Source organism: Nitrosomonas oligotropha (assembly GCF_900106555.1).
Classification (GTDB): domain Bacteria; phylum Pseudomonadota; class Gammaproteobacteria; order Burkholderiales; family Nitrosomonadaceae; genus Nitrosomonas; species Nitrosomonas oligotropha_A.
In genome coordinates this window covers 65,563-89,430 of the sequence record NZ_FNOE01000009.1, presented here as the reverse complement: position 1 = coordinate 89,430, position 23,868 = coordinate 65,563, and the positions used below count along the sequence as shown (strand labels likewise).

Below are 23,868 nucleotides of genomic sequence, written 5' to 3'. Positions count from 1 at the left end.
GAGTCAATAACGATGAGCTTATACCCACCGATTCTCCTGGTCGAAGACAATCCTCTCGATGTGGATCTGACGCTACGCGCTTTTCAGCGCCGCAAGTTGATTAATCCGGTACTGGTCGCGCGGGATGGCGAGGAAGCCTTGGCGTGGGTGCCGCGCTGGGAAGCGGGCGAGATCCAGCCGGCCGTTATTCTGCTGGATTTGAATTTGCCGCGCGTTGACGGTCTGACTGTGTTACGGACTTTGAAACAACACGCGGTGCTTTGCCGCATTCCGGTTGTTGTTCTCACCACTTCAAAAGAAGATCGCGATATCCAAGCGGCCTACGATTTAGGCGTCAATTCCTATATTGTAAAACCGGTAGGGTTTGATAACTTCATGGACGTGGCGCAGCACATCGAACTGTATTGGTGCGTTCTGAACGAGCATCCCCAATAATCATGATGCGCGTTCTGTATATCGAAGATTCCGCCAGCGATGCCGATCTGGCCCGGCGCACCCTGCGCCGGACTGCACCGGATATCGAATTGGATGTGGTGAATACCCTGGCTGAAGGATTCAAGCGGCTTGCCGAGCCGAATTGTTATGACCTGCTGCTGGCTGATCTGTCCCTGCCCGATGGCTCCGGTTTGGATGCATTGGCGCATGTGCGGGAGCAACAACTGCCCATCGCGGTAGTCATGCTCACCGGGTCGGGCGATCAGGATTCCGCCGTGGCCGCGCTTAAAGCCAATGCGGATGATTATCTGATCAAACGGGATGATTATCTGGAACGTCTGCCGCGGATATTGCGTGGCGCCCGAGAACATTTTCGCGACAATCTGGAGCGCAGTCATCCGGTTCTGCGCGTGTTGTATCTAGAGCATAATATATTCGATATCGATTTGATGCGCCGTCATTTTGTTTTGCATGCGCCGCATATCCAGATGACCGCGGTGAGCAGTGTGCAAGATGCGCTCGCGCTGCTGCCTGATGATCCGATGAATCAGGCGGCGGAATTCGATGCATTGCTGATCGATTATCACTTGCCCAGCATGGATGGCTTGGAGTTTTTCCAATTGTTACGGTATGAGCGCAAACTGAATATTCCTACCATCCTGGTGACAGGCCAGGGTAGTGAGATAGTGGCCGCGCGTGCGCTGCACTTGGGTGTGGATGATTATTTGTCGAAGCACGAAGGCTATCTGTACGAGATTGTTGCCACTTTGGAGAAAGTGCAGCACCAAGCGGAATTGACTCGCGAACGGATCAGCTTAAAAAGAACCAGCCAGCGCCTTTCGTATCTTCTGGCCGCCAGCCCGACAATTTTATACAGCTTGAAGTTTTCCGGAGAAACGCCGCGCCCCAACTGGGTGAGTGAAAATATCGAACGTCTGCTGGGCTATACGCAAGAAGAGGCATTGGCGGCGGATTGGTGGCGCTCGCATATCCATCCGGATGATCGTGAAGCGGCTTTGGCCCGCTGGCCGATGTTGCTGAGCGAAGGCCAGCTCACACACGACTACCGGTTCCTGCATCGATCTGGGCGAATCGTCTGGATACTCGATGAGCTTCGATTGGTGCGGGATGCTGACGGCGAGCCTGCCGAAATTGTCGGTGCCTGGCTGGATATCAGTGAACATAAGCGGCTCGAACTGATACGCCAGGCGCATCAATCCGCATCGAATCTGATCATTGCCAGCCAACCGCTGCCCGTAGTTCTGAATGATATTGCGCAACGCCTCGAGGTGATCAATCCCGGCATGCTGGTTTCCATCCTGCTGCTGGATAGGCATGCGGGCCGTCTTAAGCACGGCGCGGCGCCCAGTCTGCCGGATGAATACAACGTCGCTGTCAATCAGGTGATGATCGGTGATGGGGTTGGCTCGTGTGGTACGGCCGCATGGCGCGGTGAAGCGGTGATTGTTTCCGACATCGATCACCATCCGTACTGGCAGCCTTTTCTGGAACTGACGCGCAAAGCCAATCTTCATGCCTGTTGGTCGATACCCTTCAAAGATGAAGCAGGCAGTGTGCTAGGCACTTTTACCATTTATCATCGTACCCCGCGTGAGCCATCACCTGCCGATTTGATGCTGATCAATGAGTTTGCCTCGATCGCGGCCGTGGCGGTGCAAAAAGTCTATGCCGCGGAAACATTGAAACAGGCGGCGGCGGTGTTTGAGTCCAGCCGGGAAGGGATCGTCATCACCGACCTGGAGCCGCGCATTCTGGCCATTAACCGCGCCTATACCGAAATTACCGGTTATAGTGAAGCGCAGGTGCTGGGTAAGAATCCGAAGATCATCAAGTCGGGGCATCACGGTAAACCCTTTTACCAAGCGATGTGGGCCAGTCTGAAAACCGTGGGCCATTGGAGCGGGGAAATCTGGAACCGCCGCAAGAATGGCGAAATTTATCCGCAATGGCTGACGATCAGCACAGTGTGTAATGACAGGAATGAGCCCTGTAATTATGTTGGCGTGTTTGCCGACATTACGCAGATGAAGCAATCCGAGGCACAGCTGGCGCATTTGGCGCATTATGATCCATTGACCGGCTTACCGAACCGGCTGTTGGTGCAATCGCGCCTGCATCATGCCATTGAGCGGGCGCAACGGCACAGTCTGCGCATAGCGACGCTGTATGTCGATCTGGATCGTTTCAAGAATGTCAATGACAGCCTGGGACATCCCATCGGGGATGAGCTTTTGATTATGCTGGCTGCGCGCCTGAAAAAGCGTTTGCGTGAGGAAGATACGCTGGCGCGCCTGGGCGGCGATGAGTTTTTGCTGGTGCTTGAGGATATCAAGGAGCCGAGCGAATCCGCTTCTGTCGCGCAGACTTTGATTGATTTGCTTGCGACCCCCTTTGCACTGCCCAGCGGTCATGAGATCTTCATTAATGCCAGTATCGGTATCAGCCTTTTTCCGGATGATGCCAGCAATGTCACCGAGTTGATCCAGCACGCCGACATGGCCATGTATCTGGCGAAAAAAGAAGGCCGCAGCACCTATCGTTACCATACGGAAGCATTGAGCATTGCCGCCAATGAACGCTTGGTCATGGAAACCCGCTTGCGCCATGCGCTCACCGCCGGGGAGTTCGTTCTGCACTATCAGCCGTTGATCGATGCGCATAGCGGCCGGGCGGTCGGGGTTGAGGCTTTGGTGCGATGGCAGCCGCCGGGAGAAGCCATCGTGCCGCCGGGAAAATTTATTCCGATTGCAGAAGAAACCGGATTGATCGTGCCGCTCGGGGAGTGGGTGTTGCGGACCGCCTGCGCGCAAGGACGGGCCTGGATTGATGCTGGTTTTGCACCGCTCGTGATGGCGGTCAATCTGTCGGTTCGGCAGTTTCAATCCGAGAATCTGGCTGAAGTGATCCAGCGGGTTCTGGAAGAAACGAAACTTCCGGCAGCGTGCCTGGAATTGGAATTGACCGAGAGCATGTTCATGGAGCATGCGGAACGCTCGATCGATACGCTGAAAACCTTGAAGGCACCGGGAATCCAGCTGGCGATTGATGATTTTGGCACCGGCTACTCGTCATTGACTTATTTGAAGCGCTTTCCCATCGATAAACTCAAGATAGATCAAAGCTTTGTGCGCGGTCTGGCGCATGATCCCAATGACCGTGAGATCGCCGCCACGATCATCGCGATGGCGCGCGGTCTGAAATTAAGCGTCTTGGCGGAAGGCGTTGAGTCGGAGCAGCAATTGGCTTTTCTGCGTCAGCATGGCTGCGATTATTATCAAGGATTCCTGTTTCACCGCCCCGCACCGGCAAAGGAGCTTGAAGCTTGGCTACGGGAGCACTCCGCACAGCCGTAAAAATTGTGCGTTCTGCTGGAAGTAGGAATTAGCGGCGTTAATTTTGACAATTCTTTACTTAACGCTTGAGAATTAATATTGCATCGGCTAAGCTGCTCCATGTTCAATCTAAACAAGGTTGTAGGCTGGATTTATCAAGTTGAATGATAACAATGGCCGATGAACGCTACATTTCCAATTAAAAGGAGCTGATGATGGGGCAATATAAGACACCGGGTGTTTACATTGTTGAAAAGAGCGCGTTTCCGAATTCTGTCGTGGAAGTGGCAACCGCAGTGCCGGCATTTATCGGTTATACGGAAAGAGCCAATAACAAAGGAAAATCGCTATTAAATAAGGCGTGGCGTATTTCATCCATGTCGGAATTTATCAGCTTCTTTGGCGGACCGCCTAAAACGCAATATCAAATTTCCGAAATTGCCGCGGCAGCCGCAGCGAAAGCGGGAAAAGGAGGGGCTGCACCGGCTGCGGCTGCAGCTGCGGTCGAATCGGATTTTGCGAGCGGCGATAAGGAATATGTTCTGGAACTCCAGGGCGCTCGTTATTTTCTGTATCACAGCATGATGCTGTTTTTTCAAAACGGTGGCGGCGCTTGCTATGTCGTATCGGTTGGCGGCTATACCGATAATATCGAAAAACCGAAGCTGAACGCAGGGATCGATGTTTTATTAAAAGAGCAGGAACCGACGATGGTGGTGATTCCTGATGCCATGTCGCTGGCTGAACCGGACTGTATCGCATTGCAACAGGCTGCTCTGAGTCATTGCGGGCAAGTGATGAAAAATCGCTTTGCCATCCTGGATGTTTTTGATGGCTATAAGGAAGCGCAGGATAGCGGGTGTATCGAGAAATTCCGCAATGATCTCGGCACGAATAGCCTGGATTTTGCCGCAGCCTACTATCCGTGGCTCAATACATCCATCGTGCAAACCGGTGATTTGAACTTCGCTAACATTTCCAATGCGGATAAATTGCAGGAATTACTCAAAGCGGAAGTCGACGGCAGCGAGTTGGATGATAAGAAAAAAACCGAGATCAACGGCAAGATTGCAGAAATCGGCGTGACACCCAAAACAGCAACCATGTCGACCGATGTCGATCTGCATAAAATTCTGACAGCCGTTTGCCCGCTGTACAAGAGCATCATCGAAAGTATCAAACTCAAACTCAATCTGCTGCCACCCAGCGCGGGTATGGCCGGTGTTTATACCATGGTCGACAATTCCCGCGGAGTGTGGAAAGCACCTGCCAATGTCAGCCTGAACGCGGTCATTTCACCCGCCGTTGAGATCACCAATGCGCAGCAGGAAGACTTGAACGTCACAACCGCCGGTAAATCGATCAATGCGATCCGGACGTTCATCGGCGAAGGCACTTTGGTTTGGGGGGGCCCGCACGCTCGATGGCAACAGTTTGGACTGGAACTATATCAACGTGCGCAGAACCATGATCATGCTGGAAGAATCCATCAGACTGGCGACCAAAGCGTATGTATTCGAACCCAATGTTTCCAGCACCTGGGTAACGATCAAAAGCATGATCAGTAACTTCCTGACCAGTATCTGGAAACGCGGCGGCTTGGCTGGCGCGACACCGGAAGATGCCTTCGGCGTGTTCGTCGGCCTGGGCGAAACCATGACGCCGCAGGATATTCTGGACGGTATGTTGAAAGTGACCGTGCTGGTTGCATTGAGCCGCCCGGCAGAGTTTATTGAAATTACCTTCCAGCAGCAAATGCAGAAATCTTAACCTGAAGTTAGCGCGTTAATCGGTGCAATTGACAAAAACAACGTTTATTTCTTAATCATAAAATTGGGAGTGCATTATGGCAGATGATGGATCAGCTCAGTCGACGACAGTTTGGCCTATGCCAAAGTTTTATTTTCAGGTTAAGTGGGATTCTCAAGTCATGCGGTTTCAGGAAGTCAGTGGTCTGGATATTCAGTCGGAAGAGATCAAATACCGCCATGGCGATAGCCCGGAATTCTCTGTGATCAAGATGCCGGGGATGAAAAAAGTCGGCAATATCACCATGAAGAAAGGCGTTTTCAAAGGTGATAACAAATTCTGGGATTGGTTTAAACAGATCAAGATGAATACCATTAAGCGCTTGCCTGTTACCATCAGTTTGCTGGATGAAGGCGGCAAGGCGACGATGGTGTGGACGCTCACGAACGCTTGGCCGACCAAGATTACCGGCACTGATCTGAAATCGGAAGGCAACGAAGTGGCGATAGAATCCATCGAAATCGTGCATGAAGGCCTGACGATCGCCAACAGTTAGTGTTTTTAAATCTTGCCAGCAGATGGGTGACTCATGAATATTTCATTATCTGGAAATGTTTATCCACCCTCTGCTTTCTATTTTAAGGTCGTGATCGGGCCACCGGCCGGATTGTCGGCGGACACTTCTTTCCAGGAAGTATCCGGAATCGAAACGGAAATGGAAGTGGAATCGGTTGTCGAAGGCGGTGAAAACCGGTTCGTGCGGCAATTGCCGAAAGGCATCAAGCATCCCAATTTATCCTTGAAACGCGGCATTGCGCCATTGACCTCACCGTTGGTGGTGTGGTGCAAATCGACGCTTGAATCCGGTTTTAATTTGGCGATTAAGCCCTTGCCTGTTCTGGTGTATCTGATGAATGAAGACAAGATGCCGATTCGCGGCTGGTCTTTCGATTCGGCTTACCCGTTGAAATGGGAAGTCGAAAGCTTCGGCTCTACCAAAAACGAAGTCGCCATCGAAAAGATCATTCTAAGTTATACCGTTTCCATGCGCATTATCTAGCAGGCGGAAGAATACCCAATGGCGATAGAGATTAAACAACTGCTGATCAAGTCCAATATCGTGCAGCGCACCGGGAACGAGGATCTCGATTTATCCGAAGAACACCGGTTATTGAAAGAAGAAGTGCTGGCGGAATGCCGCCGCATGATCGCCGATTTTCTGCGCGAACAGGGGGAACGCTAAATGTCGCTGGGCGGTGCCAAGGCGCTGTTGACGATTTCGCCCTGCGTCGTGAATAACGGCAAAATCAGCGTCGATGGCTCGCTGAAAAAATTTGAAGCCATGATCAATCCCGCCGGTTACGAGCAAACGTTCAAGCTGAGCTATTCCAAAAACAAGGTGCTGGGGCAACCGGGAACCGAAACCAAATACGATGCAAGCCACCCGGAAAAATTTGTTCTCAAGGAATTGATACTGGATGCCACCGGAGCTGTCTCGGCTAATCCGCTCTCGGTCGTCAGCGATCCGGTTCCGGTCAAGGAGCAGATTGAATTATTGAAAGACGTTGTGTATCGCTACCGAGGTACCAAGCACGAAGCGCCAATTGTGCAATTGAAATGGGGCGAATTGCTTTTCTACGGGCGGGTGGAGTCACTGAAATTTGACTATACCTTGTTCAAACCCAGCGGCGTGCCATTGCGTGCCAAAGTTACACTGGCCTTTGTCGAATATCAGAGCAAAGAGGAAATATCCAAGGAAGCAGGGCAAGAATCCCCGGATTTGACGCACTTGATCGAGGTGAAAGCGGGAGATACTTTACCGCTGTTGTGTTACCGGATTTATCAGGACTGTAACTACTATATCGATGTTGCAAAGATTAATCGTCTGACGGATTTTCGTGATCTTAAACCTGGAACTAAGCTTCAGTTCCCTCCATTAAACTAGGTTCACTATGGCAGATTCCCCATTAACGGGCAGCACGGGTGTCGTATCTGTGACTATTCAGAGTGATGGCAATGCCATAGCCGATACCATTCAAGTTGTTTCGGTCGAGATCATGTACGGGGTCAATAAAATTCCCGGCGCCAAGATCGTCTTACTGGACGGGGATATGCCGAGCAACAAATTTCCGGTTAGCGATGCGGATTATTTTAAACCCGGCGCGGTGATCACCATCAACGCCGGTTATGCCAATCAAACGAGCACTGTGTTCAAAGGTATTGTCGTCAAGCATGGCATAAAATTGGATGGTGACAATTTCTCCCGGTTGATCGTGCAGTGTAAAGACAGTTCGGTTGCCATGACGGTGGGCCGCAAGAACGCCAATTTTGTCGATTCAAAGGATAGCGACATCATCAGTAAGCTGATCGGCGCATACCGCGGACTGAGTTCCGATGTGACGGATACGACGGTGAGTTATAAAGAACTGGTGCAGTACTATTGCAGCGACTGGGATTATTTGCTGGCGCGGGCGGAAGTTAATGGTTTTCTGGTGACGATCGACGCCGGAAAAGTAACGGTCAAAGCGCCGCAGGTTGATGGTGAAGCGGTTCTGACCGTGACGTACGGTATCGATTTGATGGCGTTCAGCGCGGAGGTCGATGCCGCTGCGCAATTTTCCGTGGTGAAAGGCATCGCATGGAGCCTGACCGATCAGGCGGTGCAGGAAGCGCAGGCGAGTCCCGAACAATTAACCGGGCAGGGCGATCTTGCCGCGGGTGTTCTGGCAGACGTGATGGCACCGGATTATTTTCGTCTGCAAACCGATGCACCACTGGAGAATGCTTCGCTCACCGGGTGGGCCAAGGGGCAGCAAATTAAGTCTGGTCTGGCGCGTATCCGAGGTTACGCGGCGTTTCAAGGGAGCGCCAAAGTGAAACTTGGCACTCTGGTTGAGTTGAAAGGCGTGGGCAACCGCTTTAACGGCAAAGTGCTGGTGACGGCAGTGAAACATGACATCAGGCAGGGCAACTGGGTGACGGAAATTGAGTTCGGTCTATCGTCGCAGTGGTTCGCCGAGCAGTATAAAACCGAGGCGCCGCTTGCTTCAGGCTGGGTACCCGGAGTCAACGGTTTGCACATCGGTGTAGTGAAAAAGCTCGATGCCGATCCGGAAGGGCAATACAAGATTCAGGTATCTGTGCCGGTTTTGCAGGCAGAGACCGATGGCGTATGGGCGCGGCTGGCCAGTTTCTACGGTTCCAGCGGCATCGGCGCTTTCTTCATTCCGGAGATCGGCGACGAAGTGGTGCTGGGATACTTCAACGACGATCCTTCGCATCCGGTTATTCTCGGCAGTTTGTACAGCAGCAAACAAAAAATGCCCTACGAATTGACCGCCGATAATTTCATTAAAGCAGTGGTTACCCGTAGCAAGCTCAAGCTTGAGTTTGATGATGATAAGAAAGTGATCACGGTGATTACACCGGGCAATAACAAAATCGTCATCAGCGACGATCAAAAATCGATTCTGCTGCAAGACCAGAATTCCAACAAAATCGAGCTCAATTCAAGCGGTATCGTCATCGACAGCCCGAAAGACATCAAGATCAGCGCCAAGGGCAAGGTAACCATCGATGCGGTGAGCAATATCGAATTGACGGCGCAAGCGGATATTAAAAATCAGGGACTTAACATCAATCATCAAGCCAATGTCGGTTTCAGCGCCAAAGGTAACGCCACAGCCGAGCTGTCGGCCAGCGGTCAGACCACGGTAAAAGGCGCTATTGTGATGATTAATTAAGCTGTATTGAATGCTCAGGATTGCAATTGTTTTGAAAGGAATTTAACGATGCCCCCAGCCGCACGTATTACCGATATGCATACTTGCCCGATGCAAACACCGGGCGTGCCGCCGATTCCTCATGTGGGCGGCCCGATCAGTGGTCCTTGCGTGCCCACTGTATTGATCGGCAATATGCCGGCCGCTGTGGTAGGGGATATGTGCATCTGCGTCGGACCACCCGACAGTATTGTGAAAGGATCGGCGACGGTCATGATCAGCAACCGCCCGGCTGCCCGGATGGGTGACACAACGGCGCACGGCGGTACCATCGTGCTGGGTTTTCCGACGGTGATGATCGGCGGCTAGCATGGAAGCAAAGCGATGAGTGCCGACGATAAATCATTCCTGGGAATCGGCTGGGGATTTCCGCCTGAGTTCGGTCAATACGGATCGATGCGGAAAGTATCGGCTGAAGAGGATATCCATGAAAGCCTGTATATCCTCTTATCGACCAATCCCGGTGAGCGCGTGATGCAACCCACATACGGCTGCGGTTTAAAAAGTCAGGTCTTTGAAGAGATTAATGAAACGACGGTCACGGTCATGGTTGACCTGATCAAGCGCGCGATACTTTTTTTTGAGCCTCGCGTGGTGGTGGAAAATATCCGGGTGGATTCCGGTAACCAGGAAGATATCTTGAATGGCTTGATCAAGATTGATATCACCTACATCGTGCGGACCACAAATAACCGCCACAATATCGTGTACCCGTTTTATTTCACTGAAGGCACGAATGTTAAATTATAAGGTTTCTGGGTGAATGAAGCTTCGCACCGATTGGTCAACACAATATCATTTGCACATCAGTGACGGTAAGAATCAGGAGAAAAGATTATTACCGGCGCTGGAGAAGGATTATTTCAACGTTGCCGATATGCGCTTTCATACCTTATTGGCGCTGCTGGTTGAATATGCGCAAGTGATGAAGTTTTATAACCTGAATAATCGGGAAGACGGAACCTGGGCGCATTTTTTCTCGTTGGACGAGACGGTTGTCATTGCCACGATTCTGGCTGTCGATCTGGATAAGCTGGCGACCGGCGCTGCCGGTCAGGGCAATATGGCTGACGATGAATTGACAAAGGCATTGCGTGCATTGTCTGAAAAAGAAATCAGCCAGCATATGATGTCGTCTTATACCGCGGTCAGGTTGTTGGACCGGTGGCTGCAATTACTGGCGCGGACAAAAAATGCCATCGGTACCGAATTGCGCAAAGTGTTGGAAAGTGTCATTACCGGACTCAGGAAAGATATCGATGTGCTCGGGCAATATTTGGCTGAGCATGTTTCGCATCACACGCTCGAAACGATTTTCTCCCGCGATTTGATGACATTGTTGCAAGTGACGGAGGAAACCGCGCTCAGTCACGCCAATGCGGCGGTTGACGTGGCCGATGCCGTTCCTATCCGGTCCAGTTTCTATGCGTTCGTCAAAGCCATTGAGATGGTGCAAGGCAGTGCGGAAAAATTATTGTCCGTATCGTTAACCAGCAAAGACCATGAACCCGCCGCAGGGTTGTTGCTTGCCTTTTTGCAGTTGTTTCAGAAACTGCACGATAAAATTAATCGCTTCACCTTGAACTATGTCGATTTTTATTACGACCAGGTGCTCAAAGTTCAGCCACGCGGATTCACACCCGATCATGTTTATGTGGCGCTCGTTCCGAACAAAAAAAATCACAGCGTATTGATACCGAAAGGAACGGAATTTCTGGCAGGTAAGGATGAGAACAAGCAGGATATTATTTATACCGCTGACGACGATGTGTTGATAAACGATGCCTCGGTGAGCGCTATCCATACGTTATTTTTTAAGCGCGATCCGTTAAATTTTCCCGAAAATGGTTTGTGCGAATCGGTTGTGCTGAATGATCAAGCGGGCGCGATCAACCGGCAGATCCCTACTGGCGGCTGGTTGAATGATGTGCCGGTTTTAACCGGCGATAGCGCGCTGGATAGCGATAATGTTCAGATGTACCCGTTATTCGGCGCCCCTAAAAAAGGGGAGGAAACCATTCTGGTGCAACATGCCCGCATCGGGTTTGCGCTAGCCAGCAAGGCGTTGTGGTTGCAAGAAGGACGGCGGACGGTCTCTATCCATATGAAATACACCACTGGACTGGAGGGGGATAATAAAATCACCCTGGAACAATGGGTCCGGAAAATCGCGGTAGCCATGCAACTGTCCGGAAGTGCCGGTGAAAAAGGATCAGTTCAAGAGCAGCAAGCTTTTTTCAAAGCGTTCCGGGATATTTTCATTATCAGTTTATCGGTCGAAGGCGGGTGGCGAGAGATCGCGGAGTATCTGCCATCCTACTCAGGTGTTGAACAACGGCAGGAAGAAAACAGTCTGACGCTTACTTTTTTCCTGCCGGAAAACTTTCCGGCGGTTGTTCCCTACGATTCCAAAATTCACGGCGAGGGTTATGAAACCGGATTGCCTGTGGTGCGATTGGTTCTGAATCCCAAGAGTTACTTATATCCCTATGGGATTTTGAGCAAACTGGAATTGGATTCGATCCGCATCGATGTCGCGGTGGAAGGATGCCGCACGGTGCAATTGCACAATAACATCGGACAATTATCCCCGCTCGCGCCGTTTGCGCCGTTTGGCCCGCTGCCGGAGGTTGGTTCGTATCTGATCGTGGGTTGCTCGGAAGCGGCCGGTAAGCAATTGTCGGATTTCAACGTCGAGATCCAGTGGGGCGGTTTACCTGCCGGTATCGGTGGTTTTAAAACCCATTACCAGGGCTATGAAACCTTCGGCGATACCGACTTCAGGGTCAGCACAACGGTACTGTCAAATGGCAAATGGCTGCCGGAGAATGCCAAAGCGGCGGTTGTCAATTCTCTTTTTCAAATTAAAACCAGCTTGGATGGCGGCAGTGAAGTCAGCGCATACCGTAAATTGTCGTGTGCTCCGGTCATTTCCTATTGGAGTCCTTTTGAATATCGCAATGCTTTGGCAGAATTCGCTTACACGCCCTCCACGCATCGAGGCTTCTTCAAATTCACCCTGGCGGCGCCGGGGCAAGCATTCGGTCACCGCGATTATCCCACTGCATTGGCTAATGTACTGACTTTCAACGCCAAGCAGAAACATGCCAAGTTTCTTAAACACGTGCCTAATCCGCCGTACACACCGATGATCACATCCATCGCAGTCAACTATAAAGCTTCTGCGCAAATGATCATGGGCAAGGAAGAAGTCAATTGTGTTGCGGCGCTGCAAGAGAGAATGATTTATTTGCATCCGCTGGGGTGGAAAAATGTCACTATGCGAGCCGATCAAGCCCATTATTTATTGCCGCAATTTCTCCACTCCGGGAATCTATTAATTGGCTTAAAAGGTTTGACCGGTGGCGGTGTGATTACGCTATATTTTTATTTGCGGGAGAATTCATTGCCGGTAGAAGCCGCTTCGCTGAAGGAGATGCAGTGGTTTTATCTGGCGGATAACCAATGGTTTGCGCTAAGCGCTAGAGAGATCGTATCCGACTCCACGCAGCGGTTCATGAGATCGGGAATAATCACGTTGAATATTCCGGCGGATATTTCCCAGGACAATACCGTGTTACCGGCCGGATTATCCTGGTTGCGGGTGTCGTCCGATCATGATCTGGAAAAATTTTGCAGTTTGTATTCAATTCATGCGCAAGCGTTAAGAGCCAGCCGGCATCTGGAACAAGATACCGTGCCGGGCAATTCCATCCGCTTACCTGCCGGTGCGGTGTCGCGCGCGCGCAAATCAATTCCGGGCGTAGGCGCCGTCAAACAAATTCAACCCTCTTTTGGCGGCCGTTTGGCGGAAGACCGCGCTCATTTGCGTATTCGTGTCAGCGAGCGGCTGAGGCATAAAAAGCGCGCGTTGCTGCCGGCCGATTATGAACTGCTGATACTCGAGCAGTTTCCGCAAATCTATAAGGTGAAGTGTTTTCCCGGCATGAGCCCTGATTTTGTGATCAAGCAGCGCTTCAGTCCCGGCCATGTGCTGATGGTGGTGGTGCCTTATCTCGCTCAGAACGAAAGCGTCACGCAGAAGCCGCTTCTGAATGGCCACCTGATTACTGAAATACAAGATTTTATCAACCAGTATGTGCCGCCTTTTGTGACCGCGCACATCCTTAACCCGGTTTACGAAGTCATCCAGGTGCGCTGCACGGTCAAGCTGAAAAATCCATTACTGGCCGGTATGTATCTGGAGCGTTTGAATCAGGCGATAACGGACTTCCTGTCGCCATGGAACGAGACCGTGGGATATACCCGTCACTTTGGCTGGATGGTCAGTAAGCATGATGTTGAGTCTTTTATCCAGAGCCTCGATTATGTCGATCGTGTCACCAATCTTTCCATACTGCGCATTGCACCGGCGGGTGAAGACTATTTCGACCTGCTTGACAGCGCGGATAAACCGGAGGATTCGGAAGTAAAAGATATTATCCCGGTATATCCCTGGAGTATCGTGGCGCCTATCAAGCAGCATTTTATCGAGATGGATGATCGCTACGATTTAATCGAGCCGCAAATCACCGGCATCGGCGAACTCGAAATTGGCAGTACTTTTATAATTTCTGACGAAAAATGGCGCGAAAAGATAGAAAAACACTAGAAGCCAAATTCAAGAATGGCAGAATGCCTTCTGAAGTGGCATTTGCCGACTTGATCGATTCGACGCTGAATCTGATTGATGATGGATTCGAGAAAACCGCCGAAGAGGGATTGAAAATTTTTCAGCTGGGCGACGGCAAGCTGATGAGTTTTTATCAGAACATGGCGACGCTCAGCGCCATGTGGTCTGCCGGTATCGATAAAGCAACGGGAAATCTGAGCTTCGGCAATAAAAATAACCCGCATATTCTGACATTGCGCAGCACCGATGGCAGCGCCGAGTCCGGCGATGCGGTAACAGCCGGTGTCGGTATCAATACCGATAATCCCCGTTTTGAACTGGATGTCGCCGGTACCATTGCTTCGCATGGCAGAGTCGGACGCCGCGGAGAACTGCCGGTGCCCGCAGATGGAAACTGGCACGATATCACCGAAACGTTGACCGGCTGTCAGGCCTTCGAGGTGATGGCCGGTGTCGGCGGTAAAGATGCCGATGGCAAGTATGCCTTGATGCATGCTTTCGCGCTCAACGCCTATAACGACAAGAGCCACATCACCTATCATCAGGCGCACTATGGCGCCAAGTGCAATCGCCTGGAATTACGTTGGGAGCGCGGCGCGAATATCGAGAACTTTGAATACACGCTGCAGCTTCGTGTGGAATCGTCATACGGTGACAAGATCTGGGTGAATTATTACATTACCCGGTTATGGTATGACCCGGTGATGTATGAAAGCGAAAAAGAGCCGGAATCGGCGTACCCTAAAGTTTTACGCAAAAGACAGGAAGACAAATAAATGTCCGCGCGTATGCTAGTCATTCATTTGAGTTTGCAGGAAGGCAATCTGCTGCTGGAAGCACTGGCCGAGCTGCCGTTCAAATCCGTATTCGAACTGATCGGTAAGTTAAATCAACAAGCCAATGAATTGTTTGCGCCGGGTATCGCGCCGCAAGAGCGGCAGCGCTTTGTGTTTATCGAGGCTGAACTGTCACTGGCCATCAAGGCGCTGGGGAATTTGCCTTATCATCGCGTCCATGCATTGCTGTCCGGTTTGCACCAGCAAATCCAGGCGCAATTGAGCAACCCGCATTCATTCGCAGCTTCGCAAGAGTATGCCGGCCTCTGAGCAAATACCGCGTATCCGGATCGATCCCGATGGATTGGATTTTGAAACGTTGCGCAAGGAAGCCATCGGCAAGGTTCAGGATTTATCCGGTGACCTATGGACCGACTATAACCTGCATGATCCCGGCGTCACCATTCTGGAACAACTCTGCTATGGGTTGACCGATTTGTCTTACCGTTCCGGATTTACCGTGCCGGATTATTTGACCGGTGCAAAAGGAACGATCGATTATCAGCAGCAAGCGCTCTACTCGCCGGAAGAAATTCTTCCCAGCGCCGCAGTGACCGGAATCGATTATCAAAAAATTCTCTACGACGCCATTCCGGAGATCGATTATGTCTGGCTCGAACCCAGCGCGACGGAAGAAAATGCGTTAGCCAACGGTCTTTACACCGTATTCGTGAAGCTTGACGATGAGCTGATTCAAAGCCGAGCGGATCCACCCAAGCAAGATGAGAGTCTGAGCGAGCTATCCGGTAAGCTGGAACGGATCAATATCGCTTCGGAGCATGTTCGCTCGCTGCTGGATCAACTCGGCCATCAACTGGATACTGATCACGAAAACTTAAAACGAGGGCGCGATTTTGCGGCTGATATTGACTTGCCGTTACCGGCATCCGAGCAGCTGGCTGATCAAATAGGCGATATCCTGCATCAACTGGATGCGAGTTTGTCGAGTGTCGACGATATCTGGAGCAAGATTGGCTCCATCTGGTCGGTCTTGATGGATTCATCGCTGAGCACGGATTTGAGTGCCCGGTTGAACGAAGTGTTGTTCAAGCTGGATGCGGTATTCCATTATGCGAAACTCAACGATGCGTTAAAAAATATTCTGGCTGCGATCGAATCAAACCCGGACGATTGGATAGCCAATGGCGGTGAGTTGCTGGCAAAGCTGGTTATTCCCTTGTCGCGCTTCGGGAGTGTGTTATCCAGATTGGATAAAATATTGACCGGAATCGGCGATGGTTTGTTTTCGGAAATCAATACGCCGGATCAAAGTGCAGGGGAGCTCGATGAAAAGGCCGTCATACAAAAAATCCGGTCTGTTTTTGCCGCGCATCGCAATCTGTGCGAGGATATTCATCGCATTGAAATTATCCATACGGTGCTCTATTTTCTGGCGGGTGAGATCGAAATACAACCGGCTCACAATAGTGCCAAAATTTATGCCGAAATCTTCCTCCAATGCGCCCACTACATTTCTTCCGGCATTCAGATTGACCGCTATGAATCGATTCTGAGTGAAACGGGCAATTACGAACAGGTTTTTTCCGGCCCACTGACAAAGCACGGTTTCATCAGCGACCGGTGCTTTGAAGGCGCGGAGGAGATTCTCAGCGTAGTCGATTTAATTTCCCTCATCAGTCAAATCGATGGTGTGAGCAAGGTGCACGATCTCTACCTGATTGACCAGGAAAACAAGAAGTACACCAGCATTTCCTATGACTCATCGCGCTACGTATTTCCCGATCTGTGTTTTCCTAAATCCGGCAAGCCGAAACAACTGTTGCGGCTGGTGCTTCCCCAGGATGTGAGCCGCAAGAATCATGACGGCAAGACGACGGGATTTACACCCTACGAGAATGCGCAAGACGAAGCATTGCTGGAAGAAACGCGTCTGGAATTGAAAAAATTAATTTTTGCATACCATGCATTCAGAAATAATCGCCCGTCGTTTGCGCATTTAATCCCGCTGCCCAGAGGAGAGCGGCGGGTATCGTCCGATTATTACTCGATTCAGAATCATTTTCCGGCCATTTACGGGATTAACCGCTACGGTATTCCGCAGTCGGAATCGCCCGGCGTGAAAGCAAAGGCAAAGCAGCTCAAAGCATACCTCTTTCCGTACGAGCAATTGATGGCGGATTACTTGCAGCATCTGCAAGAAATGCCGCGCTTGTTTTCGCTCGATTCCGGGCTGCAACAGTCCTATTTTTCCCAATTTCTCGATGACCGGAATATTCCCGGCATCGAATCCCTGTATGCGGATGGCAATCATCATAGCCGGACGACACTGTCCAAGATTCTGACGCGTTACGATCGCTTCACCGAGCGCAGGAATCGCGTGCTGGATACGGTATTGGCGATGTACGGCGAGCAATATCCGCAACGCTCATTGCAAGAATTCGATTGTTACCGGCGTCCCGATCAAGCCAAGTGGGTGATCGAGAACAAAATCAATTATCTGAAATGTATCCGGGAAATCACGCGCGACCGGGCGAAGGGTTTTAACTACCTGAAACCGGTATTGCACCCACATCATGGCGAGCTGGAAGAAAATCTCGCCGGTGCGCATAAACGGATCAGTATTCTGCTGGGATTGCAGTCATTCGATCGTATTGCATTGATCACCGATGTTCTCGCGGAAAGAAACAGCCGCCTGATTCCCGATCATATTCTGGCGGAAAGTGTGCAATTCTTACCGGAGAAAATGGAAGATCGCGCGATTCCAGTCGTATTCGAGGAAGAAAAGTTTGCAGAAATTGCTATTCCCGCAAAGCTCCCGCCGTTTGGTTACGGCGTTTTTAAGGATGGCGTCGAGATAAAAAATTTCCGGCTGATCAGCACCAGGGAATATACCGCCGTGTGTTTGAAGTCCGGACAGAATACCCGCTTATGGCCATTGAGCCGCAAACGCAACCGGGATGACGCGGTTCGATACGCGCATGAGTTCTGCCGCGCGATTACACAGCTGAATATCGCATGCGAGAGTTTTCACATGATCGAGCACGTGCTGCTGCGGCATCGAGGAAAAGATGCTGCTACCGCTATCTCCGGTACTGAAGATTTTTTTGATTTCCGTGTCAGCGTGATTTTTCCATCCTGGACGGCAAGGTTTGCAAATACCGCATTCCGTAAATTTGCCGAGGAAACGGTGATCAAGAATCTCCCCGCGCATATTCTCCCCGAGTTTTACTGGCTCGACTTTGTACCGATGCAGGATCTCGAGCAACGCTATAAAACTTGGTTATTTTGTCTACAGCAGGCCAACCTCGATCACCATCAGGATAATTTCAAGCAACTAAACAGAGCATCGGAACGAATCATCTCTTTTCTGCTGAAAAACAGAGGAGAAACCGATTGTGAATGCTGGCTTTAATACTATGTCGAGCGCGCACCGCATTGATGAATTTATTTTTGATTGTTCGTTTGACTCTTTCTCGCTAGCCAACGAACACGAGCCGGAAATGAATGCTTTCCTGACAGCAAAGCTGTTGCCTGCCATCGATTCAATTCTGGATGAATTCGATGAAACTGATGCGGTCTGGCGTTTGGATCGGGTGGAAATTGACCTGGGTAATATTCCCGGCGTGGATTTTTATGCTGAATTGATTCAGCGCGTGCAGGAGGAACTGAGTGACCAGCTGCGCGCGATGCAAAGCAATTTTGTCCAATCTGGATCGATACCGGTCAAGACATTGCCTGCGCAATTATCGGTACAGCGGTTAAGTAAGATCCAAACGGATTTGGAAAAACTGCAGGATTTTTTGCTGACGGGCCGGATGTCCTGGCCTATGGACACGGCAGATCGGCATGTGCACGAAAAGATGCTGCAGCAAGTACTGCGGGAACACAGCGCCAGCGCAGCTTGGGTTCATCTGCTCAAACGTTTGCCATCTGCGGAAAGAACGGTAGTGATTAACCGCTTGGTTTCGCAGTTTCCACGCAGTGCATTGGAGGATGTTTTAAGCCGTATCACGCCGGATCATGCGCATCCCCTGTTGGATTTCCTGCGGCTATATCAACGGGCAATGTCACATACGGATACCATGCCAGCCGCTCAAACACAGGCGGTCAATGCCGCCTGGGAAAAGCTCTTGGCACTGTTGCTGCAACACGGCCAGTCTGAGGCTGACCGGGTGATTCTGCTGGATCGCCTTTTCCGGGAAATTGCACCGCCGCAAGCGCGAGAATCGCTCTCCCTGCTGAAAAGAATCCGCCAATTGGCCGCGCAGTCTCGTCACGAAGAGAGAACCGGTAGCTTGCTGTATGACGCATTGCTGGCCATGGAAAATGCCTATGCACGGAATCCGCATGCTGATTCCACAGGGAACTCAGCTTTGCCGATGCCCCGGAATGACGATCAGGATGCAGCACAAAGCAAGACGAAAGGGACAGAAAGCGAGCGCTGGGAAGAGGAAGCGCAACACCCGGAGATCACTGCACAATCCGCTGAAGCGGAACAAGCCCGGCCGGTGCATGAAACATTGTACTTCCGCATCGTAGCGGCACTGCAACAGGCAAAGCTGATCGATGCGGAATTTGCTTCGAGCGTGCTGCGGCTGCAAGCGGCTGAACGGCGGCAACGGTTGCATCGTTTACTGCAATCACCAGCAATAAAACCCCAACTGCTCCAGCTGCCGCAACCGGTTCTGCTGGACATCAGCTACTGGCTGTCGCCGCCTACGGCGTTGCTGTTCGAACGCCTGCTGGCGCATAGCGTCGTGCTGTACCGGCTGCCTGGATCGTCCGGGAAAGCAACGCAGAAACACTGGAAGCAGCAACTATGGAGTGTGAGTCTGGATTATCTGTTGTCTGAAACCGCTACAGAGATCGATCCGGCCGCTTACTTACAAACGCTTGTGCGCGCTGTCTCTCCCAAAGAGGCGCGCTTACAGACAACCCTGCACGCTTGGCACGTAGCACTGGAGCACAGCAAAACCGCCAGCGCGATAGCGGCGTTATTGCGAACACTCATCGGCGGCGCACCGGCATGGCAGCAGACAGCAGAAGAAACCCCGCATTCCGTTCAGGAATTAAACCCAGCAAGCGAAGCACATGCTGCTTACTGGCAACTCCAGCAACGCTTCACAACCGGTCAACCGGCTGCCGGGTACGATCTGAGCGCGTTGCTGGAAACGTTAGCAACCAATCACCCTGCGCAATTGCGGCAACTGTATCAAGACCTGCGCAACCGCCACTACGATGTAACAGCAGCCCAACTGGATGCGGTCGAACTGCACAGCCTGGTTGAACAACTGCTGCGAATGGAATCCGCCAGCGACACTGCCGACCGGCGCACCTTCCTGCAAGCAATAGAAAAGTACGCGGATCATGCCAATGACCGGCAAGCCTACTACCGGCTGCTGCTGGAAGATCTACTGCATGACCGGGAAATCGACCTGGAAGCGATTGCAAGCCAATCGCAGCAAACACCTTTCCAGCCGAGTGATGCCCGTGAAGATCGGAACGAACAAGCCAAACAAGCCGAAACGGAATCAGCAGTTGGATCAACGTCACAACAATCAACCGAACAACACTCCCCGGCAGGCGATGAAGCACTGTACGCAACAGTAATCGCAGCCTTGCGCGAGGCACAGCTGATTGATGCGCATCATGCAACGGTTGAGACAAGCACTCAACCGGCTGAACTCAGGCAACGGTTGCGCGGCATATTGCACACGATTAAAGCGAGCGATTGGGTGAACAAACTGCCGCAATCCATACGGATGAATATCGCGTACCTGCTGGCGCCGCAAGCGGCCGTACTGAATGAACATCTGCTGGCGCAGACAGACAAGCTTTATCGGGTAACCGGGTTAGCCGGACAAAGCAACCGGCAGCAATGGCAACAGCGCTTATGGGCTGCCAGCTTGCGGTATCTGCTGACCCTGGACACCGTTGAGATCACACCGGCGGCTTACTTGCAGGCGCTCGCACGCGATGTGTCGGATGAGACCGATGCACAGATCACGCTACGGGCTTGGTATGAAGCGTTGGCGCAAGGCGAAGCTGGTGATAAAGCGCAAACGGCTGACTTTCAACCGTTGCCGGAGAGCCGGTTAGAAGAACGGGAAATTGATCCGAAAGCGATTGCAGCGTTACCGCAGCAAACATTGCTTGAAAACGATTCTGCCCATAAAAATCGGGACAAGCCGATCACCGCGGAACCGGTGAGTACCGGATCGACTTTCCAGCCAATGGCGCCGCAACCCCAAACCGGTTTTGAGACGCTGTATGTCACCGTTATGGCGGAACTGTGTAGATTAGGGCTGATTCATGAGCGTCTCGCGGCTATAGAAGAAAGTATTCAGCCCGCGGACCTCAGACAACGGTTACGGGCTGCATTGCGTGCGATAGCCGTACACGACTGGGTGAATCAGCTGGCGCAATCAATCCGGATGGATATTGCCTATTTGTTAGCCCCGTCAGCGGCAGTGCTGAACGAACATCTACTGGCGCACGCGGATACGCTATACCGGGCGATTGCCCGGATCGAACAAAGCAGCCGGAAGCAATGGGAGCAGCGCTTATGGATGGCCAGCATGCGTTATTTGTTAACTCAGGATGCTACTGATATTTCACCGGCGGCCTATATGCAAGCGCTTGCACGTGGCGTATCGGGCGAAGCTGATGCGCAAGCTACACTACAGGCTTGGCATGAAGCGCTGGCGCAGCGTAACACTTCCGGTGCATTGCTTACATTGCTGAGAGGCCTTGCTGCGAGCACTCAGGCAGAGGGGAGAGCGGTTGCGGCGCACAGTGAGCCGGCCAAACTGGAGGCAATAAAAGAGACTGAGAATGTAGAAGACGTCAGGTTGCCGGAGATCACTGCACAAGCCGCTGAAGCGGAACAAACCCGGCCGGTGCATGAAGCATTGTACTTCCGCATCGTAGCGGCACTGCAACAGGCGAAGCTGATCGACGCGGAATTTGCTTCGAGCGTGCTGCGGCTGCAAGCGGTTGAACGGCGGCAACGGTTACATCGTTTACTGCAATCACCAGCAATAAAACCCCAGCTGCTCCAGCTGCCGCAACCGGTCCTGCTGGACATCAGCTACTGGCTGTCGCCGCCAGCGGCGCTGCTGATCGAACGCCTGCTGGCGCACAGTACCGTCCTGTACCGGCTGCCCGGATCGTCCGGGAAAGCAACGCAAAAACACTGGAAGCAGCGGCTATGGGGTGCGAGTCTGGATTATCTGTTGTCCGAAACCGCTACAGAGACTGATCTAGCCGCTTACTTGCAAACGCTCGTGCGCGCTGTCTCTCCAAAAGAAGCGAATTTACAGACAACCCTCCGCGCCTGGCACGTAGCGCTGGGACACAGTAAAACCGCCAGCGCGATAGCGGCGTTATTGCGAACGCTCATCGGCGGCGCACCGGCATGGCAGCAAACAGCCGAAGAAACTCCGCATTCCGTTCAGGAGCTTAACCCAGCAAACGAAGCACATGCTGCTTACTGGCAGATTCAGCAACGCTTTGCAACCGGTCAACCGGCTGCCGGGTACAGTCTGAGCGCGTTGCTGGAAACGTTAGCAATCAATCACCCGGCGCAACTGCGGCAACTGTATCAAGATCTACGTAGCCGCCGTTACGATGTAACGGCAGCGCAACTGGACGCAATCGAACTGTACAGCTTGGTTGAGCAACTGCTGCAGATGGAATCCGCCAGCGACACTGCCGACCGGCGTACCTTCCTGCAAGCAATAGAAAAGTACGCGGATCGCGTCAATGACCGGCAAGCCTACTACCGGCTCCTGCTGGAAGATCTACTGCATGACCGGGAAATCGACCTGGAAGCGATTGCAATCCAGTCGAAGCAAACATCTTTCCGGCCGAGTGATGCCCGTGAGGATTGGAACGAACAAGGCAAGCAAGTCAAAACGGAATCAACAACCGGATCAACATCACAACACTCAACCGAACAACACTCTCCGGCAAGTGATGAAGCACTGTACGCAACAGTAATCGCAGCCTTGCGCGCGGCACAGCTGATCGATGCGCATCATGCAACGATTGAGACAAGCACTCAACCGGCCGAACTCAGGCAACGGTTACGCATGACACTGCGCGCGATAGCCGTACCCGGCTGGGTGAACAAACTACCGCCATCCATACGGATGGAGATCGCTTACCTGTTGGCGCCACAAGCGGCCGTGCTGAATGAACACCTGCTGGCGCAGACAGACAAGCTTTACCGGGTAACCGGACAAAATAACCGGCAGCAATGGCAACAGCGTTTATGGGCCGCTAGCCTGCGGTATCTGTTGACCCTGGACACCGCTGAAATCACACCGGCGATCTACTTGCAGGCACTCGCACGCGGCGTATCGGATGAGACGGGTGTGCAGATCACGCTACGGGCTTGGTATGAAGCGTTGGCGCAGAATAAAACGGCCGCTGCGATTCGTTTATTGTTACAGGCACTGATCGACACTCCGGTCGAATCACTGCACAGCGGGAAAGAAAATCCACTGGTCGAAACCGGAGTCAGTCCGCCGGTGCCGGTTGAGCAAGCAGCGGCCATCGATTGGGATGCTTTGCTGAACCGAACTGAACCGACCGATGTCACCGAGGAGATTTATATCGATAATGCCGGGCAGGTGCTGGCAGCGCCGTATTTGCCGCGGCTTTTCAGCATGCTGAAACTGGTCGAGGAGGGCGCTTTTGTCGATCGCCAAGCAGCCGAGCGTGCGGCGCATTTGCTGCAGTTTATGGTCAACGAGCAAACGCAATCGCCGGAATACCAATTGACACTGAACAAAATTCTATGCGGCGTATCGACCGGCATTCCGATCTGCCGGGAAATCGCGATCAACGCGCAGGAACAGGAAACGATCGAAGGGTTGATGCGCGGCATGATTCAGAATTGGAAAACCATCGGTAATACCTCCATCAGCGGTTTACGCGAGACATTCCTGCGGCGTAAAGGGAAATTGCAATTAAAAGAAGATGGCATGTGGTATCTGACAGTTGAACCCGGCGTGTTTGATATGTTGCTGGATAGCTTGCCGTGGAGTTTTTCTGTCATCAAGCACAGCTGGATGGAGCGGGCGGTTCATGTTATCTGGCGCTAATAATTTACG

General features: G+C 51.9%; 16 protein-coding genes. All 16 read left to right on the top strand.

Features of this window, described 5'->3' with window-relative positions:
- The first annotated feature begins 12 nt into the window (after positions 1 to 12).
- The 16 genes from BLU57_RS06915 to BLU57_RS06850 all read left to right on the top strand — a co-directional run bounded on the left by BLU57_RS06915 (position 13) and on the right by BLU57_RS06850 (position 23,859).
- Positions 13 to 435, top strand: a complete 423-nt coding sequence (locus BLU57_RS06915; RefSeq protein WP_090318291.1) for a response regulator — start codon at positions 13 to 15, stop codon at positions 433 to 435.
- A gap of 2 nt (positions 436 to 437) precedes the next feature.
- A complete protein-coding gene (locus BLU57_RS06910; protein ID WP_371113149.1) occupies positions 438 to 3,809 on the top strand; it encodes an EAL domain-containing protein in 3,372 nt (1,123 codons plus the stop codon).
- 191 nt (positions 3,810 to 4,000) lie between these two features.
- Positions 4,001 to 5,356, top strand: coding sequence for a hypothetical protein (locus BLU57_RS06905; protein WP_218131643.1), 1,356 nt, complete (start codon positions 4,001 to 4,003; stop codon positions 5,354 to 5,356).
- Positions 5,256 to 5,558, top strand: coding sequence for a hypothetical protein (locus BLU57_RS16230; protein ID WP_371113148.1), 303 nt, complete (start codon positions 5,256 to 5,258; stop codon positions 5,556 to 5,558). The genes BLU57_RS06905 and BLU57_RS16230 overlap by 101 nt, the downstream gene beginning before the upstream one ends.
- Positions 5,559 to 5,634: 76 nt before the next feature.
- Positions 5,635 to 6,093: a phage tail protein gene (locus BLU57_RS06900; protein ID WP_090318288.1), complete on the top strand. Its 459-nt coding sequence runs from the start codon at positions 5,635 to 5,637 to the stop codon at positions 6,091 to 6,093.
- 33 nt (positions 6,094 to 6,126) lie between these two features.
- Positions 6,127 to 6,597 (top strand): phage tail protein, encoded by a 471-nt coding sequence (locus BLU57_RS06895; protein ID WP_090318285.1) that lies wholly within the window; start codon positions 6,127 to 6,129, stop codon positions 6,595 to 6,597.
- Between the two features lie 18 nt (positions 6,598 to 6,615).
- Positions 6,616 to 6,780 carry a DUF5908 family protein gene (locus tag BLU57_RS16035; protein WP_176776388.1) on the top strand — a complete coding sequence of 55 codons (165 nt, stop codon included), beginning with the start codon at positions 6,616 to 6,618 and terminating at the stop codon, positions 6,778 to 6,780.
- On the top strand, positions 6,781 to 7,482 hold the full coding sequence (locus BLU57_RS06890; RefSeq protein ID WP_090318282.1) for a CIS tube protein: 702 nt from the start codon (positions 6,781 to 6,783) through the stop codon (positions 7,480 to 7,482).
- Between the two features lie 7 nt (positions 7,483 to 7,489).
- The gene (gene vgrG / locus BLU57_RS06885; RefSeq protein WP_090318280.1) at positions 7,490 to 9,280 is read left to right on the top strand and encodes a type VI secretion system tip protein VgrG; all 1,791 of its coding nucleotides are present in this window, start codon (positions 7,490 to 7,492) and stop codon (positions 9,278 to 9,280) included.
- 48 nt (positions 9,281 to 9,328) lie between these two features.
- Positions 9,329 to 9,628 (top strand): PAAR domain-containing protein, encoded by a 300-nt coding sequence (locus BLU57_RS06880; protein ID WP_090318277.1) that lies wholly within the window; start codon positions 9,329 to 9,331, stop codon positions 9,626 to 9,628.
- 15 nt (positions 9,629 to 9,643) lie between these two features.
- The gene (locus tag BLU57_RS06875; protein WP_090318274.1) at positions 9,644 to 10,069 is read left to right on the top strand and encodes a GPW/gp25 family protein; all 426 of its coding nucleotides are present in this window, start codon (positions 9,644 to 9,646) and stop codon (positions 10,067 to 10,069) included.
- A gap of 13 nt (positions 10,070 to 10,082) precedes the next feature.
- The gene (locus BLU57_RS06870; protein ID WP_090318270.1) at positions 10,083 to 13,931 is read left to right on the top strand and encodes a baseplate J/gp47 family protein; all 3,849 of its coding nucleotides are present in this window, start codon (positions 10,083 to 10,085) and stop codon (positions 13,929 to 13,931) included.
- On the top strand, positions 13,904 to 14,728 hold the full coding sequence (locus BLU57_RS06865) for a hypothetical protein (RefSeq protein WP_090318267.1): 825 nt from the start codon (positions 13,904 to 13,906) through the stop codon (positions 14,726 to 14,728). Before BLU57_RS06870 ends, BLU57_RS06865 begins: the two co-directional genes overlap by 28 nt.
- Complete coding sequence (locus BLU57_RS06860; RefSeq protein ID WP_090318262.1) at positions 14,729 to 15,058, top strand: hypothetical protein; 330 nt, start codon at positions 14,729 to 14,731, stop codon at positions 15,056 to 15,058. It abuts the gene before it with no gap.
- Positions 15,045 to 18,161, top strand: coding sequence for a hypothetical protein (locus BLU57_RS06855; protein WP_090318258.1), 3,117 nt, complete (start codon positions 15,045 to 15,047; stop codon positions 18,159 to 18,161). Before BLU57_RS06860 ends, BLU57_RS06855 begins: the two co-directional genes overlap by 14 nt.
- A complete protein-coding gene (locus BLU57_RS06850; protein ID WP_143026945.1) occupies positions 18,145 to 23,859 on the top strand; it encodes a contractile injection system tape measure protein in 5,715 nt (1,904 codons plus the stop codon). The genes BLU57_RS06855 and BLU57_RS06850 overlap by 17 nt, the downstream gene beginning before the upstream one ends.
- Positions 23,860 to 23,868 lie beyond the last annotated feature (9 nt).